The sequence below is a fragment of the Dysosmobacter welbionis genome, from assembly GCF_005121165.3.
Classification (GTDB): domain Bacteria; phylum Bacillota; class Clostridia; order Oscillospirales; family Oscillospiraceae; genus Oscillibacter; species Oscillibacter welbionis.
In genome coordinates, this window is sequence record NZ_CP034413.3 from 2,767,305 (window position 1) to 2,786,592 (window position 19,288).

General features: G+C 59.4%; 21 protein-coding genes. 18 read left to right on the forward strand and 3 right to left on the reverse strand.

Annotated elements, in window-relative coordinates; all coding sequences use genetic code 11:
* Positions 1–248 precede the first annotated feature (248 nt).
* Positions 249–2,141 (forward strand): polysaccharide biosynthesis protein, encoded by a 1,893-nt coding sequence (locus EIO64_RS14475; protein ID WP_025543504.1) that lies wholly within the window; start codon positions 249–251, stop codon positions 2,139–2,141.
* A 91-nt stretch (positions 2,142–2,232) separates the two neighbouring features.
* Positions 2,233–3,186, forward strand: a complete 954-nt coding sequence (locus EIO64_RS14480; protein WP_025543503.1) for a VanZ family protein — start codon at positions 2,233–2,235, stop codon at positions 3,184–3,186.
* A gap of 30 nt (positions 3,187–3,216) precedes the next feature.
* Here the strand turns inward: EIO64_RS14480 and EIO64_RS14485 are convergent, their stop codons facing one another.
* Positions 3,217–3,627: a putative ABC transporter permease gene (locus EIO64_RS14485; RefSeq protein ID WP_025543501.1), complete on the reverse strand. Its 411-nt coding sequence runs from the start codon at positions 3,625–3,627 to the stop codon at positions 3,217–3,219.
* 944 nt (positions 3,628–4,571) lie between these two features.
* Between EIO64_RS14485 and iolE the strand changes: the two genes are divergently transcribed.
* The 9 genes from iolE (at position 4,572) to nifU (ending at position 13,185) form a co-directional block, all read left to right on the forward strand.
* A complete protein-coding gene (iolE, locus tag EIO64_RS14490) occupies positions 4,572–5,474 on the forward strand; it encodes a myo-inosose-2 dehydratase (RefSeq protein WP_021748901.1) in 903 nt (300 codons plus the stop codon).
* Between the two features lie 190 nt (positions 5,475–5,664).
* Positions 5,665–6,468, forward strand: a complete 804-nt coding sequence (locus EIO64_RS14495) for a 5-deoxy-glucuronate isomerase (protein ID WP_021748900.1) — start codon at positions 5,665–5,667, stop codon at positions 6,466–6,468.
* A 17-nt stretch (positions 6,469–6,485) separates the two neighbouring features.
* The gene (gene iolD / locus EIO64_RS14500; protein WP_119310671.1) at positions 6,486–8,414 is read left to right on the forward strand and encodes a 3D-(3,5/4)-trihydroxycyclohexane-1,2-dione acylhydrolase (decyclizing); all 1,929 of its coding nucleotides are present in this window, start codon (positions 6,486–6,488) and stop codon (positions 8,412–8,414) included.
* Between the two features lie 126 nt (positions 8,415–8,540).
* On the forward strand, positions 8,541–8,747 hold the full coding sequence (locus tag EIO64_RS14505) for a hypothetical protein (protein WP_158629805.1): 207 nt from the start codon (positions 8,541–8,543) through the stop codon (positions 8,745–8,747).
* Positions 8,665–8,850 carry a PF20097 family protein gene (locus tag EIO64_RS19275; RefSeq protein ID WP_369522167.1) on the forward strand — a complete coding sequence of 62 codons (186 nt, stop codon included), beginning with the start codon at positions 8,665–8,667 and terminating at the stop codon, positions 8,848–8,850. Before EIO64_RS14505 ends, EIO64_RS19275 begins: the two co-directional genes overlap by 83 nt.
* A 428-nt stretch (positions 8,851–9,278) precedes the next feature.
* Positions 9,279–10,316, forward strand: a complete 1,038-nt coding sequence (locus tag EIO64_RS14510; protein ID WP_021748895.1) for a Gfo/Idh/MocA family protein — start codon at positions 9,279–9,281, stop codon at positions 10,314–10,316.
* Positions 10,317–10,884: 568 nt separating this feature from the next.
* Positions 10,885–11,418, forward strand: coding sequence for a M15 family metallopeptidase (locus EIO64_RS14515; RefSeq protein ID WP_394802910.1), 534 nt, complete (start codon positions 10,885–10,887; stop codon positions 11,416–11,418).
* 126 nt (positions 11,419–11,544) lie between these two features.
* The gene (locus tag EIO64_RS14520; RefSeq protein ID WP_119310672.1) at positions 11,545–12,732 is read left to right on the forward strand and encodes a cysteine desulfurase family protein; all 1,188 of its coding nucleotides are present in this window, start codon (positions 11,545–11,547) and stop codon (positions 12,730–12,732) included.
* Between the two features lie 15 nt (positions 12,733–12,747).
* Complete coding sequence (gene nifU / locus EIO64_RS14525; protein ID WP_025543496.1) at positions 12,748–13,185, forward strand: Fe-S cluster assembly scaffold protein NifU; 438 nt, start codon at positions 12,748–12,750, stop codon at positions 13,183–13,185.
* Positions 13,186–13,228: 43 nt separating this feature from the next.
* On the opposite strand, the gene EIO64_RS14530 is transcribed toward nifU, so the two are convergent.
* Entirely contained in the window at positions 13,229–13,633 is a 405-nt protein-coding gene (locus EIO64_RS14530) for a hypothetical protein (protein ID WP_021749380.1), read from the reverse strand.
* 72 nt (positions 13,634–13,705) lie between these two features.
* Complete coding sequence (locus tag EIO64_RS14535; RefSeq protein WP_025543495.1) at positions 13,706–14,173, reverse strand: metallophosphoesterase family protein; 468 nt, start codon at positions 14,171–14,173, stop codon at positions 13,706–13,708.
* 258 nt (positions 14,174–14,431) lie between these two features.
* On the opposite strand from EIO64_RS14535, the gene EIO64_RS14540 reads away from it, so the two are divergent.
* From EIO64_RS14540 to EIO64_RS14570, 7 genes are all read left to right on the forward strand, one after another.
* A complete protein-coding gene (locus EIO64_RS14540; protein WP_021749377.1) occupies positions 14,432–14,998 on the forward strand; it encodes a DUF3793 family protein in 567 nt (188 codons plus the stop codon).
* Between the two features lie 32 nt (positions 14,999–15,030).
* Positions 15,031–15,462 carry a flavodoxin gene (locus EIO64_RS14545; RefSeq protein WP_119310673.1) on the forward strand — a complete coding sequence of 144 codons (432 nt, stop codon included), beginning with the start codon at positions 15,031–15,033 and terminating at the stop codon, positions 15,460–15,462.
* Between the two features lie 242 nt (positions 15,463–15,704).
* Positions 15,705–15,917, forward strand: a complete 213-nt coding sequence (locus EIO64_RS14550; RefSeq protein ID WP_025543494.1) for a FeoA family protein — start codon at positions 15,705–15,707, stop codon at positions 15,915–15,917.
* 21 nt (positions 15,918–15,938) lie between these two features.
* Complete coding sequence (locus EIO64_RS14555; RefSeq protein ID WP_021749373.1) at positions 15,939–16,160, forward strand: FeoA family protein; 222 nt, start codon at positions 15,939–15,941, stop codon at positions 16,158–16,160.
* 318 nt (positions 16,161–16,478) lie between these two features.
* Positions 16,479–18,662, forward strand: coding sequence for a ferrous iron transport protein B (gene feoB, locus EIO64_RS14560; RefSeq protein ID WP_136891534.1), 2,184 nt, complete (start codon positions 16,479–16,481; stop codon positions 18,660–18,662).
* A gap of 15 nt (positions 18,663–18,677) precedes the next feature.
* Positions 18,678–18,842: a FeoB-associated Cys-rich membrane protein gene (locus tag EIO64_RS14565; RefSeq protein WP_021749370.1), complete on the forward strand. Its 165-nt coding sequence runs from the start codon at positions 18,678–18,680 to the stop codon at positions 18,840–18,842.
* Positions 18,843–18,888: 46 nt separating this feature from the next.
* Positions 18,889–19,281 (forward strand): metal-dependent transcriptional regulator, encoded by a 393-nt coding sequence (locus EIO64_RS14570; protein ID WP_021749369.1) that lies wholly within the window; start codon positions 18,889–18,891, stop codon positions 19,279–19,281.
* Positions 19,282–19,288: the final 7 nt, after the last annotated feature.

Genomic DNA, 19,288 nt, shown 5'->3' on the forward strand with positions numbered 1-19,288 from the left:
GTCCTCCTGTGCGCACTCCGATAGCAGGAGTTGCTTACACTTGATTTTTTGCGCCATTTTATCCATTTTTCTATGACAAACACAAAATTAAAAAAATCTAGCCGAAAAATGGATTTGAAAAAATAGATGGCAGAAAGATATATTTGCCACTTTAAATTTCGGCCATAACGCTGTATAATTTGTTATATGATCGTAACCTAAATTAAGCGGGGAACGACACATAATGCAATTAGGAGCGTATGGGCAAGATGAATCATCTGCGAAAACAGATTCTCTTTTTGTGTGACAGTCTGATTTTAATTGTTTTTTCGACTTTTTTCTCGTGGTTTTCTCTGCGATATAATCTGACGGATGCAGTTGGACAATCCGTTCAGCTGATTCAAAATTTTGCGTTGCTTTATGCCTGCACAGTGCTTTTCCAACTTTTATTCCGCACGTATGACAGCCTTTGGCGGTACGCTGAGAGTAAGGAATACCTGTCGCTGCTCATGGCTGCATTTTGCGGATTTTTCCTCTACGAGGTCTTGAGCCGCATTTTTCTACAGAGCATAATTTCCTTTATGCTCCTGACTTGTGTGGCCAGCCTCTGGGTCTTGGGAATGCTGTTGCTGCGCTTTGCCTACCGTGTTTACCGCAGTCGGGTACTATTTAGTAAGGGCAGCCATCAAATCCCTGTGGCCATTGTCGGTGCAGGAGCAGCTGGCGTTCAGCTGCTGGATGAGCTCCAGAGCAATCCAGACAGCCGATACAGTGTGCAATGCTTTTTTGATGACGACCTTGGCAAGCTGGGAAAACGAATCCATGGCGTGGAAGTGAAGGGGACGATCAGCCAAGTGCAGGAGCGCCTGCGCGCGATGGATATTCAGGAGATCATTGTGGCGATTCCATCTGCGGGGGAAAACCGCCGCCACGAGATTTTACAGAAACTGTCCGGCCTCGAGCGGATCAAAATTTCTGTTTTGCCCAGTACACTGGACATGATCCGCCAAAAGCCGATGCGCTCTCAACTGCGCGAGGTCCGCATTGAGGACTTATTGGGCCGTGAGCCGGTGTACTTGGACCCAGCGCCTGTGGATGCATATCTCTCTGGAAAAACCGTATTGGTCACTGGAGGCGGCGGCTCTATCGGTTCAGAGCTGTGCCGACAGATTGTCAAGCACGATCCCAAAGAGCTGGTGATCGTGGATATCTATGAGAATAACGCCTATGATATTCAGCAGGAACTGCTGTACCAGTATGGTGGGCGGCTCAATCTGAAAGTGGAGATCGCTTCTATACGGGACAGGAGGCGGATGCGGCAGATCTTCGCTACATACCGGCCGGATGTGGTTTTTCATGCCGCTGCGCACAAACACGTGCCGCTTATGGAAAACAGCCCTCAGGAGGCGATCCGCAACAATGTATTTGGCACACTAAACCTCGTGCGGGCCGCGGATGAGTTCTGTGTTCAGAAGTTCCTGCTGATCTCCACAGACAAAGCGGTCAATCCCACCTCTGTAATGGGCGCCAGCAAACGGCTTTGCGAGATGATTCTTCAGTCCATGAAAGGACACAGCGGCACAGATTTCGTGGCGGTTCGATTCGGAAATGTCCTGGGCTCCAACGGCTCCGTAGTACCGCTGTTCCAGCGGCAGATCGCCGCGGGGGGACCGATCACGGTAACAGACAAGCGCATTATCCGTTATTTTATGACAATTCCGGAAGCTGCGCAGTTGGTGCTGCAGACCGGTGCCATGGCCCGGAAGAACGAGCTGTTTGTTCTGAATATGGGACAACCTGTAAAAATCCTGGATTTGGCGGAAAATATGATCAGACTCTCCGGGTATGTGCCGTATCGGGACATTGACATTGTGGAGACGGGGCTGCGGCCCGGCGAAAAGCTGTACGAGGAGCTGTTGATTGCCAGCCGGGACATTGAGCAGACGGAGAACAGCCAGATTTTTATCGAGCGGCAGCCGGCGATTACTCCCGGTGAGCTGAGAGAGAAGCTGGAGATTCTCCAGGAGGCCCTGGAGAAGGATGATTCCTCCTGCATTCGGGAGGCGCTGCACAGGGTTGTGCCAACTTTCCATGAGCCGGAAGAGGTGAACTGCGGGCAAGGCGCCGAGGTCCGCATTCCGCAACAGGCTGCTTTCAGATAAAGATCAGAATTTTCAAAAAACCGCCATGCGAAATGTCAGCGCATGGCGGTTTTTTCAGGACAGATTTCCTACACGATATAAGGAGAGTTCTATGACCAATCATTTTTCCCTTGCCAGATTCCTGCTCTGGATTCCTCCATTGCTCTGGTATCGAATCATTTGGGGATTTTCCGCCCAGACAGCGTCTGCCTCCGGGAAAGTATCTGATGGACTTCTGCATCGCATCTTAATTGTGCTGTCGCCTGCGTATGCCCGGTCCGAGGCCGATATTCAGGGGGCAGCTGTTGAGGTGCTCTCGTTTTTTGAGAGAAAAGCCGCCCACATGTTTTTGTATTTCCTTTTGGTCATCCTGTTGTTAGCGGCGCTTGCGCCCTTTGTCCGGAACATCCTGCGCCGGTCTGCTGCCGCGGGAGTTTTCTGTGCCGTCCTGGCAGCCCTGGATGAGATTCATCAGACGTTTGTTCCAGGGCGCAGTGGAGCTGCACGAGATGTGGCGGTCGATTTGGCGGGAGCCGCAATCGCGTATGGTATTTGGTTTCTACTGCGATGGGTAGGAGCCGCGCGAAGAGACCGGCGCCGGCTGTCTGCAATCCGAACATGGATGCCCGCAGGGATTGGCCTTCTCAGTGCCTGTATTCTGCCGCACCTTACACAATCCGCCTTCAGCCATCCGGTTTTTGAGCGCCTCTGTCAGCGGTTCCTGGAAAATTGGGAAACGCTTGACGCAGCCGGAAAGATCGCTGTATTAGAGGGGATCTCTCCTGTTATGAAGGAGATGTTATATGCGGGAACAGCGGGGCTGTTGGGGCTGATGACTATCCTGACGCTGGCAATGCGGGGATGGCCGCTGCTGCGCTCGATCACGGTATCGGTGTCAACTGCTGCGCTGGCAGCGGTCTTCTTTGCGGGGCTGCATAGTTGCTGCTTGATCCCGGGACTTTTATCTATAGCCATGAGTGTCCTTCTGGGAAGCATGGTTTGGGCCAGCTGCATTTTAATTGTGAAAAGCAAAGCGCTGCTTCTCCATAAAGAATTCCAGATGTAAGCACGAAGCCCCAACGGGCTTCGTGCTCTTTCAAATAAGCTTATAGTGCGGCCAGGGACCGCCAGATCGGAATCCGATCATATCAAACAGAATCAAGAGCGGGCCGGCCAACAGCAGCCATAAAAGCGCATATCTGAGACAAATCTGCCCCAAAAAATTGCCGAAAAGAGAAGTGTAATCCCAAAGCCCCAAACCAAGCCAGACATTGAAAACCAGCCCGGCGGTCAACTGGGAAACAATCAGCACGATCCCTCCCAAAACTGCCTGGAGCCACAGCGGAAATGTCCAGGGCATTCGTTCGTTGACAGCGTCCAAAGGGATACACAGGAGGGAGAATACGGCAAGATCGGTCCAATGGCAGTTTCCGGTCAAAAGAAGCTGTAAAGCGCAGAAAACGACTCCGCCGCAGAACCATCGGAATATATGCCAAAGCAGCTGCATGATACGTCCCCCTCAAAAAAATTATCCGTTTCCCATCCTCCCTGATTAGGCATGCACAATGCTGAACGCCGGAAACAACAGTTCCCATCCGGTATGCGGATGACGGAGCTCCTTGCCAAGGTATTCGTGAAGAACCTCGTGCGCGTGGCCACAAACTCAAGGCCAGTGGCCAATCGGAACTGCAGTATGGAGGATTTTTCGGGCAGCTCCGTTTGATTTCTCCAGTATGCGGACTGGCAACGTGATGTCGGAAACCTTGCGGGAAAGCGTCTTTAGATGAGCTGCATGGCTATATTTTGGCAGCGGCAAATGACAAGAGGCCATTGTTAGTTTATGCACATTACCGCAAAATAGAAGTCATTTCCGATTTTAGAAAAATTTATTACTCCATAGAGAAAACGTAGATTCTGCTGAACAGAGAAAGGCTCCGGACGGGTGGCCTTCATTCACTGTTTTCCGTGCCTGTCGTACTCTTGGGGACAGCAATCTTTCGGGGGTATGGCGCGAATGTGCCGCCGACTATCGGGTGACATTCCGGTTTTCAGAGTGTCGATTTCGCCGATGCCTTTTTCCGGGAGCGTACAGCCAGCTGCAATTTCTCCATGATGTTTTGGGGGCCGGATTTCCGGCGGACGGAGTCTTTTGTGGACGAAACGAGGGAGAAATCGGGCACATCCGCTGCGGGGGTTGGAGACAGTACGGTTATATCTACGAAAAAGAGAGGAGCCGTTTGGCTAAAATAGAAAAAATGGCGGAGGCCCTGGAAAAGAAGTTGATTTTTCTCCCTAAAAATGATAGTTTGTAAGAGAGCACGCAGAGAGGCGTGTGATTGCTTTCCACATTTCTGTGAACGAACACAGAATGGAGAGAAGTGTGCAAAACATGCGGCCCGCTCTCACGGGACCGCTGGAAAAATTCTGAGGCTTCACAAGGGGGAAATTCCAATGTTTGATTCCAACCACGTATTCCTGGGCATTGCACCTATCGGCTGGTGCAACGACGATATGCCGGAGCTGGGCGGGGAGAACACCTTCCAGCAGACCGTCAGCGAGATGGCACTGGCGGGCTTCACCGGCTGCGAGATCGGCAACAAGTATCCCAAGGATCCTGCCGAGCTGAAGAAGGCCCTGGACCTGCGCGGCATGCGCATCGCCAGCCGCTGGTACTCATCCTTCCTCCTGACCCGCCCCTTTGAGGAGGAGGAGAAGGACTTCATCGCCAACCTGGACTTCCTGGCTGCTGTGGGCGCCAACCGCATCAACGTCAGCGAGCAGAGCTACTCCATCCAGGGCAAGATGGACGTACCCGTGCTCACCGGCGGCCACAAGCATGTGATGGACGACGCCGAGTGGAAGCTCCTGTGCGACGGCCTGAACAAGCTGGGCAAGATCGCTGCGGACCGGGGCTTCAAGCTGTGCTTCCACCACCACATGGGCACCGTGGTCCAGACCAGCGAGGAGACGGACCGCATGATGGCCAACACCGATCCCCGGTATGTGTTCCTGTGCTATGACACCGGCCACTTCACCTTCGCCGGCGAGGACCCCCTGGCTATGCTGAAGAAGTACGTGGACCGGGTGGGCCACGTCCACCTGAAGGATATGCGGCTGCCCGTGGTGGAAGAGGCCCGGAAGAATGACTGGTCCTTCCTGCAGGCCGTCCGCAATGGCGCCTTCACCGTCCCCGGTGACGGCGACGTGGACTTCGATCCTGTGTTCAAGGTGCTGGCGGATGCCGGCTACCAGGGCTGGCTGCTGGTGGAGGCGGAACAGGATCCTGCCAAGGCCAATCCGCTGGAGTATGCCATGAAGGCACGGAAGTACATCCGGGAGCATACGGGACTCTAATTCGAAGGGGGACTGCGTCCCCCCTCGACCGCCCCCTCCCCAGTGACGTCGGTCACTGGGGACGCCGCCCAGGGCGGCTAAGTCAATGTATTTTCGGCAGGCGCATGTCCTGCCGAAAATGGTTGAAATGCATCGCGCCGCTGGCGCGAATGGAATTTGAGCAACAATCTTTATTTAGGAGATGACTCCAATGGCCTATATGAACAAGAACGCCGAGCTGAAGAACGGGTACAATGCCTATATTGACTCCTCTGTGGACGACATGGGCACCCAGATGGACGTGGGCCTGCTGCTGATGGAGGCGGGGGATACCTACGTCTATGAGGATGCCAAAAAAGAGGTGGCAATCCTCCTGTTTTCCGGCTCTGTCACCTATGAGTGGGACGGCAAGAAGGTGGAGGCCGACCGGCCGGACTGCTTCCACCACGATGCCTACTGCCTGCTGGCCGGCTGCGGCACGAAGGTGACCATCACCGCCAAGGCCCACAGTGAGCTGTATATCCAGGCCACTGTCAACGAGACGCCCTATGAGGCCGTCATGTACACCCCGGACAAGGTCCAGGTGGAGCACAAGGGCTTTGGCGGCGAGCTGATGGGCTGCATGTCCCGGGAGATCAAGACCTTCTTCGACCTGGACAACGCCCCCTTCTCCAAGATGGTCCTGGGCGAGGTGCTGAATCTGCCCGGCAAGTGGAGCTCCTATCCGCCCCACCACCATCCCCAGCCGGAGGTGTACTTCTACCGCTTCGACTATCCCGACGGCTTCGGCGCGGGCTTTGCCAACGGCGAGATCTTCAAGACGCAGCACAATGGCTGCGCCGTCATCAACCATGGCTTCCACTCCCAGACCGCCGCGCCGGGCTATGCCATGTGCTACGCCTGGGGCATCCGGCACCTGGAGGGGGATCCCTGGGACAAGACCCGCATCGACGATCCGGAGCACGCTTGGCTGTGGAAGGCCGATGCCAACGACCACATCTATCCCAATCACTGACAGGAGGTAATCACCCCATGAAAACCGTTCGTTTGACCATGGCGCAGGCTTTGGTCCGTTTCCTTGAGAACCAGTATATCGAAGTGGACGGCGAACAGAGCCGCTTCGTCCGCGGTGTATTCATCATCCCCGGCCACGGCAACGTGGTGGGCCTGGGCCAGGCCCTGAGCCAGGAGGCCAAGCACCTGGAGATCTGGCACGGCCAGAATGAGCAGGGCATGGCCCAGGCAGCCGTGGCCTTCGCCAAGCAGATGAAGCGCAAGCAGATTTGCGTGGCCACCTCCTCCGTGGGCCCCGGCGCGGCCAACATGGTCACCGCCTGCGGCACCGCCACCGCCAATAACATCCCCCTGTTGGTGCTGCCCGGCGACGTGTACGCCTGCCGCCAGCCGGACCCCGTGCTCCAGCAGGTGGAGCAGACCAACAACCTCTCCATCTCCACCAACGACGCCTTCAAGGCCGTCTGCCGCTACTGGGACCGCATCGTCCGGCCGGAGCAGCTGATGAGCGCCATGATCTCCGCTTTCCGGGTGCTGACGGACCCCGCCAACACCGGCGCCGTCTGCATCGCCATGCCTCAGGACGTGGAGGGCGAGGCCTATGACTATCCCGAGAGCTTCTTCAAGAAGCGCGTCTGGCGTCTGGAGCGCCGTCCCGCCACCGAGGCCGCTCTGGCCGACGCGGCGGAGGTCATCAAGAAGGCCAAGCGGCCCATTCTGGTCTGCGGTGGCGGCGTCCGTTACTCTGAGGCCCACGAGGAGTTCCGGGCCTTCGCAGAGGCCACCGGCATCCCCTTCGGCGAAACCCAGGCCGGCAAGAGCGCCATCGAGTGGACCCACCCCCTGAACCTGGGCGGCCTGGGCGTCACCGGCTGCTCCGCCGCCAACGATATTGCCAAGAAGGCGGACGTGGTCATCGGCGTGGGCACCCGCTACACCGACTTCACCACCGCCTCCAAGTGGCTGTTCAAGGACACCTGCAAGTTCGTCAACATCAATGTGTCCGAGTTCCAGGCCCTGAAGATGGACGCCGTGCCCGTGGTGGCCGACGCCAAGGATGCCCTGCCCCGCCTGCTGGCGAAGCTGGACGGCTACAAGGCTCCCTACACCACTGAGGTGTCCGCCGCCCGCGAGAAGTGGGCCAAGGAGCTGGAGCGCCTGGATCATATCACCTTTGAGGACAAGAAGAGCTGGAAACCCATCATCAACGACGCCAACGCCGACTCCGCCAAGCGGTTCGCCAAGGACCTGGACGCAGGCCTGTGCCAGACCACCGTGCTGGGCGCCATCAACGCCATGATGAGCGAGGGCGACGTGGCTATCGGCGCCGCCGGCTCCCTGCCCGGCGACATGCAGCGGATGTGGCGGCCCACCGGCATCGACTGCTATAACATGGAGTACGGCTACTCCACCATGGGCTATGAGATCGCCGGTGCCCTGGGCGTGAAGCTGGCCATTGGCGACAAGCGGGAAGTCTACGCCATGTGCGGTGACGGCAGCTTCAACATGCTCCACGGCGAGCTGGTCACCGCTGTTATGGAGCGCAAGAAGATCAACATCTGCCTGTTCGATAACGCCTCCTTCGGCTGCATCAACAACCTGCAGGTGGGCCACGGCAACGTGACGCTCTGCACGGAGCTGCGGTACCGCAGCAAGGACGGCCTGTTCGGTGACTTCCTGAACATCGATTACGCCAAGGTAGCGGAGGGCTACGGCTGCAAGAGCTACTCCATCCGCACCATGGAGGAGCTGGCGGCGGCCTTCGAGGACGCCAAGAAGGTGAAGGACCGCCCGGTGCTGTTCGACATCAAGGTGCTGCCCAAGACCATGACCGACGGCTACGGCTCCTGGTGGCGCGTGGGCGACACGGAGGTGTCCGAGCGGCCGGAGAACCTGGCGGCCTATCAGGATCACCTGGACCACGTGAGGGACGCCCGGAAGTATTGATCCTCTCAAGGGGGAGCTTGCTCCCCCTCGACCTCCCTACCACCAGTGACATCGGTCACTGGTGAACGGCGCCCCAGGCGCCTGGGGCGGGGAATTTTCGGCAGGCGCATGTCCTGCCGAAAATGATTGAAAGATCTTCTTTCGCCGCTGGCGAAAGAACTGGGAAAACACTTGGTTTCCCCAAGTCCCTTTCCTGCGGGTATCGAAAGAGGAGGAGATTCGTTTGAATTGTCCTTTTTGCGGCGCGGAAATGGGGAGCGGCGCTTTGCAAAGCAACTATGGAATCTATTGGCTGCCAAAGCCTCGGAAAGCCGGACCACCGGACTTGTCTAAGGATGCAGAGCATTTGAGCAGGCAGGATACCCCGCTTATTACGCCACCTTATATCCCAGCCTCCCGCTGTACCAAGTGCCGGAAGATTATTCTTGATTACTGAGCTGCCGCCCCGGTCGGCACGTCTATGACCGTCCGGGCCACGGTGCGGCGGGCGGTTGATAACCGCCCCTACAGGAAGATCTCCGGGCTTTCCCGAACTGCCAGGAGAGCGGCAGCGAAAAGCGGCGCAGGATGTATCCCTGACTTCCCCGGGCTGGTGGTTTCCCCAAGGGTAGCGCGTTTCCGTCCCTGACTGCCGCAAGGGACCGTCAACCATCCCCCGCCGGCGGCAGGAGGTCTGCGCCTGCGCAGACCGACCCGCCGAACATGTTTTCTTTTCCACCGGGCGCGGCGCATTTTCTTTTTGATGTCTCAAAAAGAAAATGGGGGGCGCATCTGCCAGACATCATCATAGCTGCCTTTCCCCGCTGAAACGGGCGGCCTTACAACTGCATATCCTCATTTTCAAATAAAGGAAGGTACACAATCATGGATAAGGTTCTGAAAATCGGCATCATCGGCTGCGGCGCCATCGGCAAGGATCACTGCCGCCGCATTATCGAGACGGTCCCCGGCGCCACGGTCGTGGCCGTCAGCGACTATGTGGCTGCTGCCGCCGACGAGACTGCCGCCAAGTACGGCATCAAGTCCTATGGCAACGACTGCGACGGCATGATCAAGGACCCTGAGGTGGAGGCCGTGGTCATCACCTCCATCGATCCTACCCATCACGACTACGTCATGAAGACTCTGGCAGAGGAGAAGTGGTGCTTCTGTGAGAAGCCCCTGAGCCAGAACGCCAAGGACTGCGAGGAGATCATCCGCCGGGAGCAGGAGATCGGCAAGCGGCTGGTGCAGGTGGGCTTCATGCGCCACTATGATCGGGGCTACGCTGAGATGAAGCGGATCATCGCCTCCGGCGAGCTGGGCAAGCCCCTCATCATCAAGGCCTGCCACCGCAACGTCTCCCAGGGCCCGGGCTTCAAGACCGAGAACGGTGTCACCAACGTCGCCATTCACGAGCTGGACATCTGCCGCTGGCTGCTGGATGACGAGTATGAGGACGTGCAGTGCGTGAAGGTCCGCCAGTCCTCCAACTCCGACAAGGGCTATGATAACCCCCAGGTGATGCTGATGCGCACCAAGAAGGGCTGCTTCATCGATGTGGAGGTCCAGGTGGCCGACGGCTACGGCTATGACATCCAGTGCGAGGTGGTCTGCGAGAACGGCACCGTCAAGCTGCCCGATCCCTACGCCGTGGTGTGCCGCTCCCGTCCCGCCGGCTGGGACAGCGTGAAGCCCGCCGAGTCCATGCCCATCATGACCGACTGGAAGGAGCGCTTCATCGAGGCTTATGACATTGAGTTCTGCAAGTGGGTGGAGTCCGTCCATGCCGGCAAGCTCACCGGCCCCTCCTCCTGGGACGGCTACGTGGCCTGCGTGGCTGGCGACGCTCTGAACGCCTCCCGCGGAACCTCTCAGTTCCTGAAGGTGGAGACCATGGAAAAGCCGGAAATGTACAAGTAATCTGCAAAATCAAGCGCAAAAAGGCCGCCCTCCCGGGCGGCCTTTTTGCGGGGATCCCCTGGGAAGCGTGAAGGGTCGAGAGTTGAGAACGAAGAGCGCTGCTGTTTGGATAGAAGCTGCCTCTTCGTATCTCTGATTTCCACCCCTCACGTTTTGCTCTGTTGGAGGACTTGTTTCTTTTTGTTTCCAATCGTTCACAAAATCTCCCTTGTTTTCGCGGTCGGAAGGCTGTACCATAAAAACAGAACAAAGAAGATCAGACGGCCGTCCGCGGCCGGAAAGGAACGATATGAACATACGAAAGAAAATCCTGACTCGCTGCGGCGCCCTGCTGACGGCGGTTCTGGTGCTGGCCCCAACCGCCCTGGCGGCGGAGGCTGAGATACCGTACATCCCCCAGACTGTCCCGGCGGCCCAGCTTGCTCCGGCAGACCAGAGGGGGCAGGAGGACTGGCAGCTGCTGCTGGTGAACCCTTGGCACACGGTGCCGGAGGGATATGAGATCAAGCTGGCCACGTTATCCAATGGACTCCAGGTGGACGAACGGATCTATGATGATCTGGATGACATGCTCTCCGACTGCCGGGAGGCGGGCCTGAACCCCATCGTCTGCTCCGCTTACCGGACAGAGGCCACCCAGACCCGGCTGTACCGGAACAAGGTGGCGCGGGTCCGGGCCTCCGGTGTGCCGGAGGACCGGGTGGAGGCGGAGGCCGCCCGGTGGGTGGCCAAGCCCGGCACCAGCGAGCACCAGACCGGCCTGGCTCTGGACATTGTAGCCGCCGGCTATCAGATCCTGGACGAGGAACAGGAGGACACGGCGGAGCAGAAGTGGCTGATGGAGAACAGCTGGAAGTACGGCTTCATCCTCCGTTATCCTTCGGAGAAGAGCGACATCACAGGCATCGGGTACGAGCCCTGGCACTACCGTTACGTGGGCAAGGCGGCGGCAGCGGACATCTACCGCACCGGCGTCTGCCTGGAGGAGTATCTGAGCCAGGAGGGGCCGGAGGCGGAGCTGGCGCCTGCGCAGACAATCCGGCAGGCGGCCCCGGCATCCGGCTCTATGGAGACCGCGCCGCAGGGGGCGGCGGCCATCTGAAACTGCATCCACATACACGGCGGGGAAACCCGCCGTGTATATTTTCCCTGAATTCCTACTTGACAAATAGGATTTTTTGTGAGATAACTATACCATAGTAATTAACTGGGAAAAGGAGTGAACCAGATGAAGATTTACGCGGACAACGCGGCCACCACTCGGGTGAGCGACACGGCGCTGGCGGCCATGACGCCCTGCTTTCAGGAGATCTACGGCAATCCTTCCAGCCTTCATACGCCGGGACAGCGGGCGGCGGAGAAGCTGGCGGCCGCCCGGGCGATCTTTGCACGGAACCTGCATGCGGATCCCCGGGAGATCACCTTCACCTCCGGCGGCAGCGAGGCGGACAACCAGGCCCTCCGTACCGCGGCGGCCTTGGGGGAGAAGCGGGGCAAACGTCATATCGTCTCAACGAAATTCGAGCACCATGCCGTGCTCCATACCCTCCAGGCCCTGGAGCGGGAGGGCTTTGAAGTAACCCTGCTGGACATTCCGCCGGACGGCGTGGTGACGGCGGAGCAGGTCCGGGATGCCATCCGGCCGGACACTTGTCTGGTGAGCGTCATGTTTGCCAACAACGAGATCGGCACCATCCAGCCCATTGCTGAGATCGGCGCCGTCTGCCGCCAGGCGGGGGTCCTGTTTCACACGGACGCGGTCCAGGCGGCAGGCCACCTGCCCATCGATGTGGAGGCGATGCAGGTGGACCTGCTGTCCCTCTCCGCCCATAAGTTCCATGGGCCCAAGGGCGTGGGAGTGCTGTACGCCCGGCGCAGTATTCCTCTGGCTACGCTGATCCATGGCGGTGCCCAGGAGCGGGGGAAGCGGGGCGGCACGGAGGACATCCCCGGCATCTGCGGCGCTGCGGCCGCCTTTGACGAGGCCTGTGCCACCATAGAACAGAACGCCGCCTACCTCACGCCTCTGCGGGACAGGCTGATCGCCGGCCTTACCGCCATCCCCCACACCGCGCTGAACGGCGATTCGGCCCGGCGGCTGCCGGGGAATGTGAACGTGTGCTTCGAGGGGATCGAAGGGGAGTCCCTGCTGTTGCTGCTGGATGAAAAGGGCATCGCCGCCTCCTCCGGCAGCGCCTGTACCTCCGGCTCCCTGGACCCCAGCCATGTGCTGCTGGCCCTGGGGCGGCCCCACGAGGTGGCTCACGGCTCCCTCCGGCTGAGCCTGAGCCATGAGAACCGGCCGGAGGAGATCGACTATATCCTGGAGGTCCTGCCGGGGATCGTGTCCTATCTGCGGGGCATGTCCCCTGTGTGGGACGAGCTGGAGACCGGCCTGCGGCCGCATCTGATCTGAAAGGAGACAATGACTATGGCCTTATATAGTGATAAAGTGATGGACCACTTCCAGCATCCCCGGAACGTGGGGAAGCTGCCCGACGCCGACGGCGTGGGCGAGGTGGGCAACGCCAAGTGCGGGGATATCATGCGGATGTATATCCAGGTGGACCCGGAGACCCAAGTGATTACCGATGTAAAGTTCAACACCTTCGGCTGCGGCAGTGCCATCGCCACCAGCTCTATGGCTACGGAGATGATCAAGGGCAAGCCTGTTTCCGAGGCCCTGCAGCTCACCAACCGGGCAGTGGTGGAGGCTCTGGACGGCCTTCCGGCCCATAAGCTCCACTGCTCTGTCCTTGCGGAAGAGGCGGTGCGGGCTGCTATCCGGGATTACTACGACCGGAACAGCATCCCCTACGGAGAGGAACTGCGGGCTTGCGAAGGACATTGCGATACCTGCGGACATTAAGAAAACGCCTCGGAGCAATGCTCCGGGGCGTTGTTTCTCCCAATCAAAAATCATCGTCCCCGTCTAGCTCGTCCTCGTACGGGTAGCAGTCCGCGAACATCTTCTCAAACCGGCGCTGATTCTTCCGGTCGTTGGGCGTCATCCGATTCAGATTCTTCAGAAAGGACAAAATCATACCGAAGAGATATCCAAAGGTGCCGGGGGCGGCGGTGAGCCAGATCATCAGCGCGGAAATCACGGCCACGCCCAGAAAGCCGATCACCGTGCGCCAGGCGATCCGGCGGAGTGCCAGCGCCAGATCAAAGGCCGGGACCTGGTGCTTCCGGCGTCTGGCCAGGGAGATGGAGGAGCAAAGCGCCACCAGGGCCTGAACGCCGAAGATGCTCATGATAAGAAAACCGGCGACAGCCGCGCACAGAAAATGGAGGGCGATTGAGGCGATATCCATGCAGGGTTCTCCTCCCATGTCCAACTGAGTACGATCATTATACAGGAAAACCGCCGGTTTGACAAGGGGTGTTCACGCGAGCCACCATGTCCGGCCGTCCAACTGTCCGTCCTGGATGGTCACTACGCCATAGGAGGGGCGGGTGGGGGCACCGATGCTGCCGGGATTCAGGAACAGTGTCCGGCCCCGCCGGTCCACCAGAGGTCTGTGGGTGTGGCCGAAGAGGAAGAGGTCCAGCTGTTGTTCCTCCGCGGCAAACCCCGCGGTCACCAGGGACTGCTTCACGCCGTAGGTGTGGCCGTGGCACAGGAGAATACGCTTGCCCCGCAGCTCCAGCAGCCGTTCCGCCGGCTCTGTGGGACGGAAGTCACAGTTGCCCGGAACCTGTTCCAGGGGGATGGAGGGAAACCTGTCGTGGAGCCGTTCCCCGTCCCGCCAGCAGTCCCCCAGATGCAGAATCAGGTCCGGGGAGGTCTGCTCCACGGCCTGCTCCATGGGACTGACGGCGCCATGGGAATCCGAGAGTACCAGAATTTTCATAGGCATTTCCTTTCCGGAGAGGTCTTTTGGTTCAGTATAGAGGACGGCGGCAGATTTTGCAAATTTTTTGCGTGGATCCCCGGCGCGCTTTCCCGGATGCGGAAAAATTGAAAAAGGGGCTTGACAGAGCAGAGCGGCTATGGTATATTCTACCTGTGGTTAGTTAAAACTAACTAACGGCGCGGGCCGGGAGCGGCCCATACTTTCAACGCCGGGGTTTGCTAAAACTAACTTCGGCGGCAGGAACGGAGGGCAGTCATGGAACGGAGCTTTGAAGCGGTGCTGGTGGAACAATGTGCCACCACGCTGGCGGGTGTGAAGCCGGCCAGCCTGTTCCGGTATCAGGGCGCTGACAAGCGGCAGCCCCGGGAGGCCGCGGCCCGCTGGGCCAAAGAGCTGGCCCCTTACGGCATCACCATCCGGGTCCTGAAATACTGTCCGCAGACGGGTGCTTGTCTGATCTACCTGTACCGGGCCGGATGGCTTCGGTCGATCCTCTCGGAGCCATCCACCCGCGCCTTTCTGGCGGGGCAGGGGTATGGGGCGGATCAGAGCTGTCAGGAGCTGCTGAGGCAGCTTTCCAGGCGGCTGTGCCTGGAGCGGGAATTCCCCCATGAGATCGGCGTCTTTCTGGGCTACCCCCTGGAGGATGTGGTGGGCTTCATCCGGAACCGGGGCAGGAACTACACCTGCTGCGGATACTGGAAGGCCTACGGCGACCCGGAGGCGGCACAAAAGCGTTTCGATCAATACCGCCGCTGCACTGCCGCCTGCTGTGAGCAGTTCCGGAAGGGCACGGCCATCACGCAGCTGATCGCAGCGTGAGCTCCAACACAAGCTGGAAAGGAAGCAATGCTATGAACAAATTAGCCATCGTATACTGGAGCGGTACCGGCAACACGGAGACCATGGCCAACTGCATCGCAGACGGCGCCAGGGAGTCCGGTGCGGAGGTCGCCATGCTGCCCCCTGGGGAGTTCTCTGCCGCCCGGTTTTCTGAATTTGGTGTCGTGGCCTTCGGCTGCCCCGCCATGGGCGCCGAGCAGCTGGAGGAGGACGAAGTGGAACCCATGTTCGCCGGATTGGAGGACTCTCTGGGCGGAAAGAAGATCGCCCTGTTCGGCTCCTACGGCTGGGGCGACGGCCAATGGATGCGGGAGTGGTGCAGCCGCTGCGAGGCGGCGGGCGCCAACCTGTATGACGAAGCGGGCCTGATCGCCAATGATTCTCCCAATGAAGAGGCCCGAGAGGCCTGCCGGGAGTTGGGCCGCAAGCTGGCGGCCTGGTAACATTTGCTCATCAAAGATCTTTCTTTGATACTTATCTCCTTTTTTCCCCTCAACATGGCCCTCGCGCGGTGTGCCTGCCGCGCGGGGGCCGACTCCTTTTTCACGGCTTTCAAATTTTTCCGAAAAAGGGCTTGACAGCCATGGTTAGCCATGATAAACTACAAAACCGAAAGAAGGTTAGCAAAAGCTAACCACAGAACAGATCCAAGTGGAAGAAGTGTCTTGCAGAGGAGGGAGGTTTTATGATGCCTCTGACAATGGCCCGGCCGGGAGAGACTGTTACGATCCGCAAGATCACCGGCAGGGATGAGGTCCGGCAGCATCTGGCGGAGCTGGGATTCGTGGTGAACAGTGATGTCACGGTGGTCAGCCAGCTGGCCGGCAATCTGATCCTGCAGGTGAAGGACAGCCGGGTGGCATTGGACAAGACCATGGCGAACCGGATCATGATTTGAGAGCAGAGTAGGAGGAAGAATATGAAGAGCCTGAAAGATGTCAAGGTGGGGGAGACCGCCACAGTGGTCAAACTCCACGGAGAGGGCGCTACCAAGCGCCGGATCATGGATATGGGCATTACCAAGGGCGTGGAGATCCACGTCCGCAAGGTTGCGCCTCTGGGCGATCCGATGGAGCTGAATGTGCGGGGCTATGAGCTCAGTGTGCGGAAGGCCGACGCGGAGAAGATCGAGGTCTCTTAAAGAGGGGACTGCGTCCCCCTTTACGCTCCGGCAGACCTGCGGTCTGCCTCCACTATTCCCCCACACCAGTGACGGTGGCCACTGGTGTGTGCGCCCCAGGGACGCACGGGTCGGGGGATTTTCGGCAGGTACACGCCCTGCCGAAAATGATTTCATTTTGTTCTTTCGCCACTGGCGAAAGAACCGGGGAAGCCGGAGGTTTCCCCTGGCCCCCCTTTCCCGGATGATGCGGGGACGGTGGAAATATCAATGGCGGCTGTTGCCGCTGTTTTTCAGGATGAAAGTTAGCCTAAACTAACACTTTGGAAGGAGAGAACGATGGACATGAAGATCGCACTGGCCGGCAATCCGAACTGCGGCAAGACTACGCTGTTCAACGACTTGACCGGCTCCAACCAGTACGTGGGCAACTGGCCCGGCGTCACAGTGGAAAAGAAGGAGGGCCGGCTGAAGGGACGCAAGGATATCGTCATCCAGGACCTGCCCGGCATTTACTCCCTGTCCCCCTATACACTGGAGGAAGTGGTGGCCCGGAACTATCTGGTGAAGGAGAAGCCCGACGCCATTTTGAACATCGTGGACGGCACCAATATCGAGCGGAACCTGTACCTGACCACCCAGCTGATCGAACTGGGCCTGCCCGTGGTGGTGGCGGTGAACATGATGGACCTGGTCCGCAGAAACGGCGACCAGATCGACGCCAGGAAGCTGAGTGACGCCCTGGGCTGCCAGGTGGTGGAGATCAGCGCCCTGAAGGGCGAGGGCGGCGTGGAGGCTGCGGAGCTGGCTGCCAAGATGGCCCAGCAGAAGCGCGCCGCTGAACTGCCCCACGTGTTCACGGGCAGCGTGGAGCACGCCATCGCCCACATCGAGGAGTCCATCCAGGGTATGGTGGACGACCGATATCTCCGCTGGTACGCGGTGAAGGTCTTTGAGCGGGACGAGAAGGTCCTGGCGGACCTGAACCTGAGCACAGACCTCCGGGCCCACCTGGAGGACCACATCGTGGACTGCGAGAAGGAGCTGGATGACGACGCGGAGAGCATCATCACCAACCAGCGGTATGCGTACATCAACGATCTGGTGACGAAGGCCGTCAAGAAGAAGGGCGAGAAACATCGCCTCTCCACCTCCGACAAGATCGACCAGATCGTCACCAACCGGATCCTGGCCCTGCCCATCTTCGCCGTGGTGATGTTCGCGGTGTATTGGATCGCCATGGGTCCCTTCGGCACCTTCCTGACGGACTGGACCAACGATGTGCTGGGCACTGCCTGGCTGGTGGAGATCCCCCGTGCCGCCCTGGAGGGCTGGGGCGTCAACGAAGTGGTCGTGGGCCTGATCTGCGACGGCGCCCTGGCCGGTGTCGGCGCGGTGCTGGGCTTCGTGCCCCAGATGCTGGTACTGTTCCTGATGCTGGCCATTCTGGAGGACATCGGCTACATGGCGCGAATCGCCTTCATCATGGACCGGATCTTCCGGAAGTTCGGCCTCTCCGGCAAGAGCTTCATCCCCATGCTGGTGGGCACCGGCTGCGGTGTCCCCGGCGTCATGGCCTCTCGGACCATTGAGAACGAGCGGGACCGCCGCATGACGGTCATGACCACCTGCTTCATCCCCTGCGGCGCTAAGATGCCCATCATCGGCCTGATCGCCGGCGCCCTGTTCGGTGGCTCCGGCCTGGTGGCCGCATCCGCTTACTTCATCGGTGTGGCGGCCATCGTCATCTCCGGTATCATCCTGAAAAAGACCAAGATGTTCGCCGGCGACCCGGCGCCCTTCGTCATGGAGCTGCCTGCTTACCACATCCCCTCCGTGGGCAACGTACTGCGGGCCACCTGGGAGCGGGGCTGGTCCTTCATCAAGCGGGCCGGCACGGTGATCCTGGCCTCCTCTATCATCCTGTGGTTCCTCCAGGGCTTCGGTTGGGAGAACGGCGCCTTCGGCCTGGTGGAGGACATGAATAACTCCGTCTTGGCCGCTATCGGCAGTGCCGTGGCCTTCATTTTCGTGCCCCTGGGCTTCGGCAACTGGCGGGCCACTGTGGCCGTGGTCACGGGCCTGATCGCCAAGGAGAACGTAGTGGCCACCTTCGGCGTGCTGTACAACTTCGCTGGGGAGCTCAGTGAGAACGGCGACGAGATTTGGGCTCTGGTGGCACAGGACTACACCGCCATTTCCGCCTACTCCTTTATGATCTTCAACCTGCTGTGCGCCCCCTGTTTCGCGGCCATGGGCGCCATCAAGCGGGAGATGAACAACGCCAAGTGGACCGCCTTTGCCATCGGCTATATGTGCGTGTTCGCCTATGTGGTCTCCCTGATTGTCTATCAGATCGGCGGCCTCATCACCGGCGAGGTCTCCTTCGGCATCGGCACTGTGGTGGCCGTGGTCCTGGTTGTGGGCATTGTGTACCTGCTGTTCCGTAAGAACAAGTACGAGGACGAGCGGCTGACCATCCGCTCGGTGGATGCCGCCGGACGCCGCGCCGCCCTGAAATAAGAAAGGAAGCAGCCAATGAACGCACCCACTATCATCGCGGCCCTCATCGTCCTGGTGGTCTTTGCGGCCATCGTAGGCAAGGGCATCTACAACCGGCGTCACGGAAAGGGCGGCTGCTCCTGCGGCGGCGACTGCGGGGCCTGCGGCGGATGCCACTGCGGAAATACCCGTCATTCCTGACGAGCGGAAGCCCGGCCCCACCGGGCGGAAGGAGGCGTTCCATTTCATGGAACTGAGCCAAGCGCATCTGCGGTATCTGTTGGCCATTGGCGAGCTGTCCCAGGGAAAGGCGGCGGTCAGCTCCACCCAGGTGGCCCGGGTCCTCCAGGTGTCCCGCCCCTCCGTCACCCGGATGCTGGCTGTCCTGGCGGAAAAGGACCTGGTGACCAAGGAACGCTACGGCAAGATCACCCTGACGGAGACGGGGGCGGCCCTGGCCCATCAGCTGCAAGCGGGCCTCCGGGACCTGGAGCGGCGGCTGCCGGCCCTGGGCCTGGACCTGGACCGGGAAGAGACCGCCGCCGTGGCGGGGGCCCTGGCCTCAGTCCTGCCGGAGCACTGTCTCCGAAAGCTCTGCACGACCGAATCCGGCGGGACAATGGGATGTGCCACGCCTTAAAAAAGCA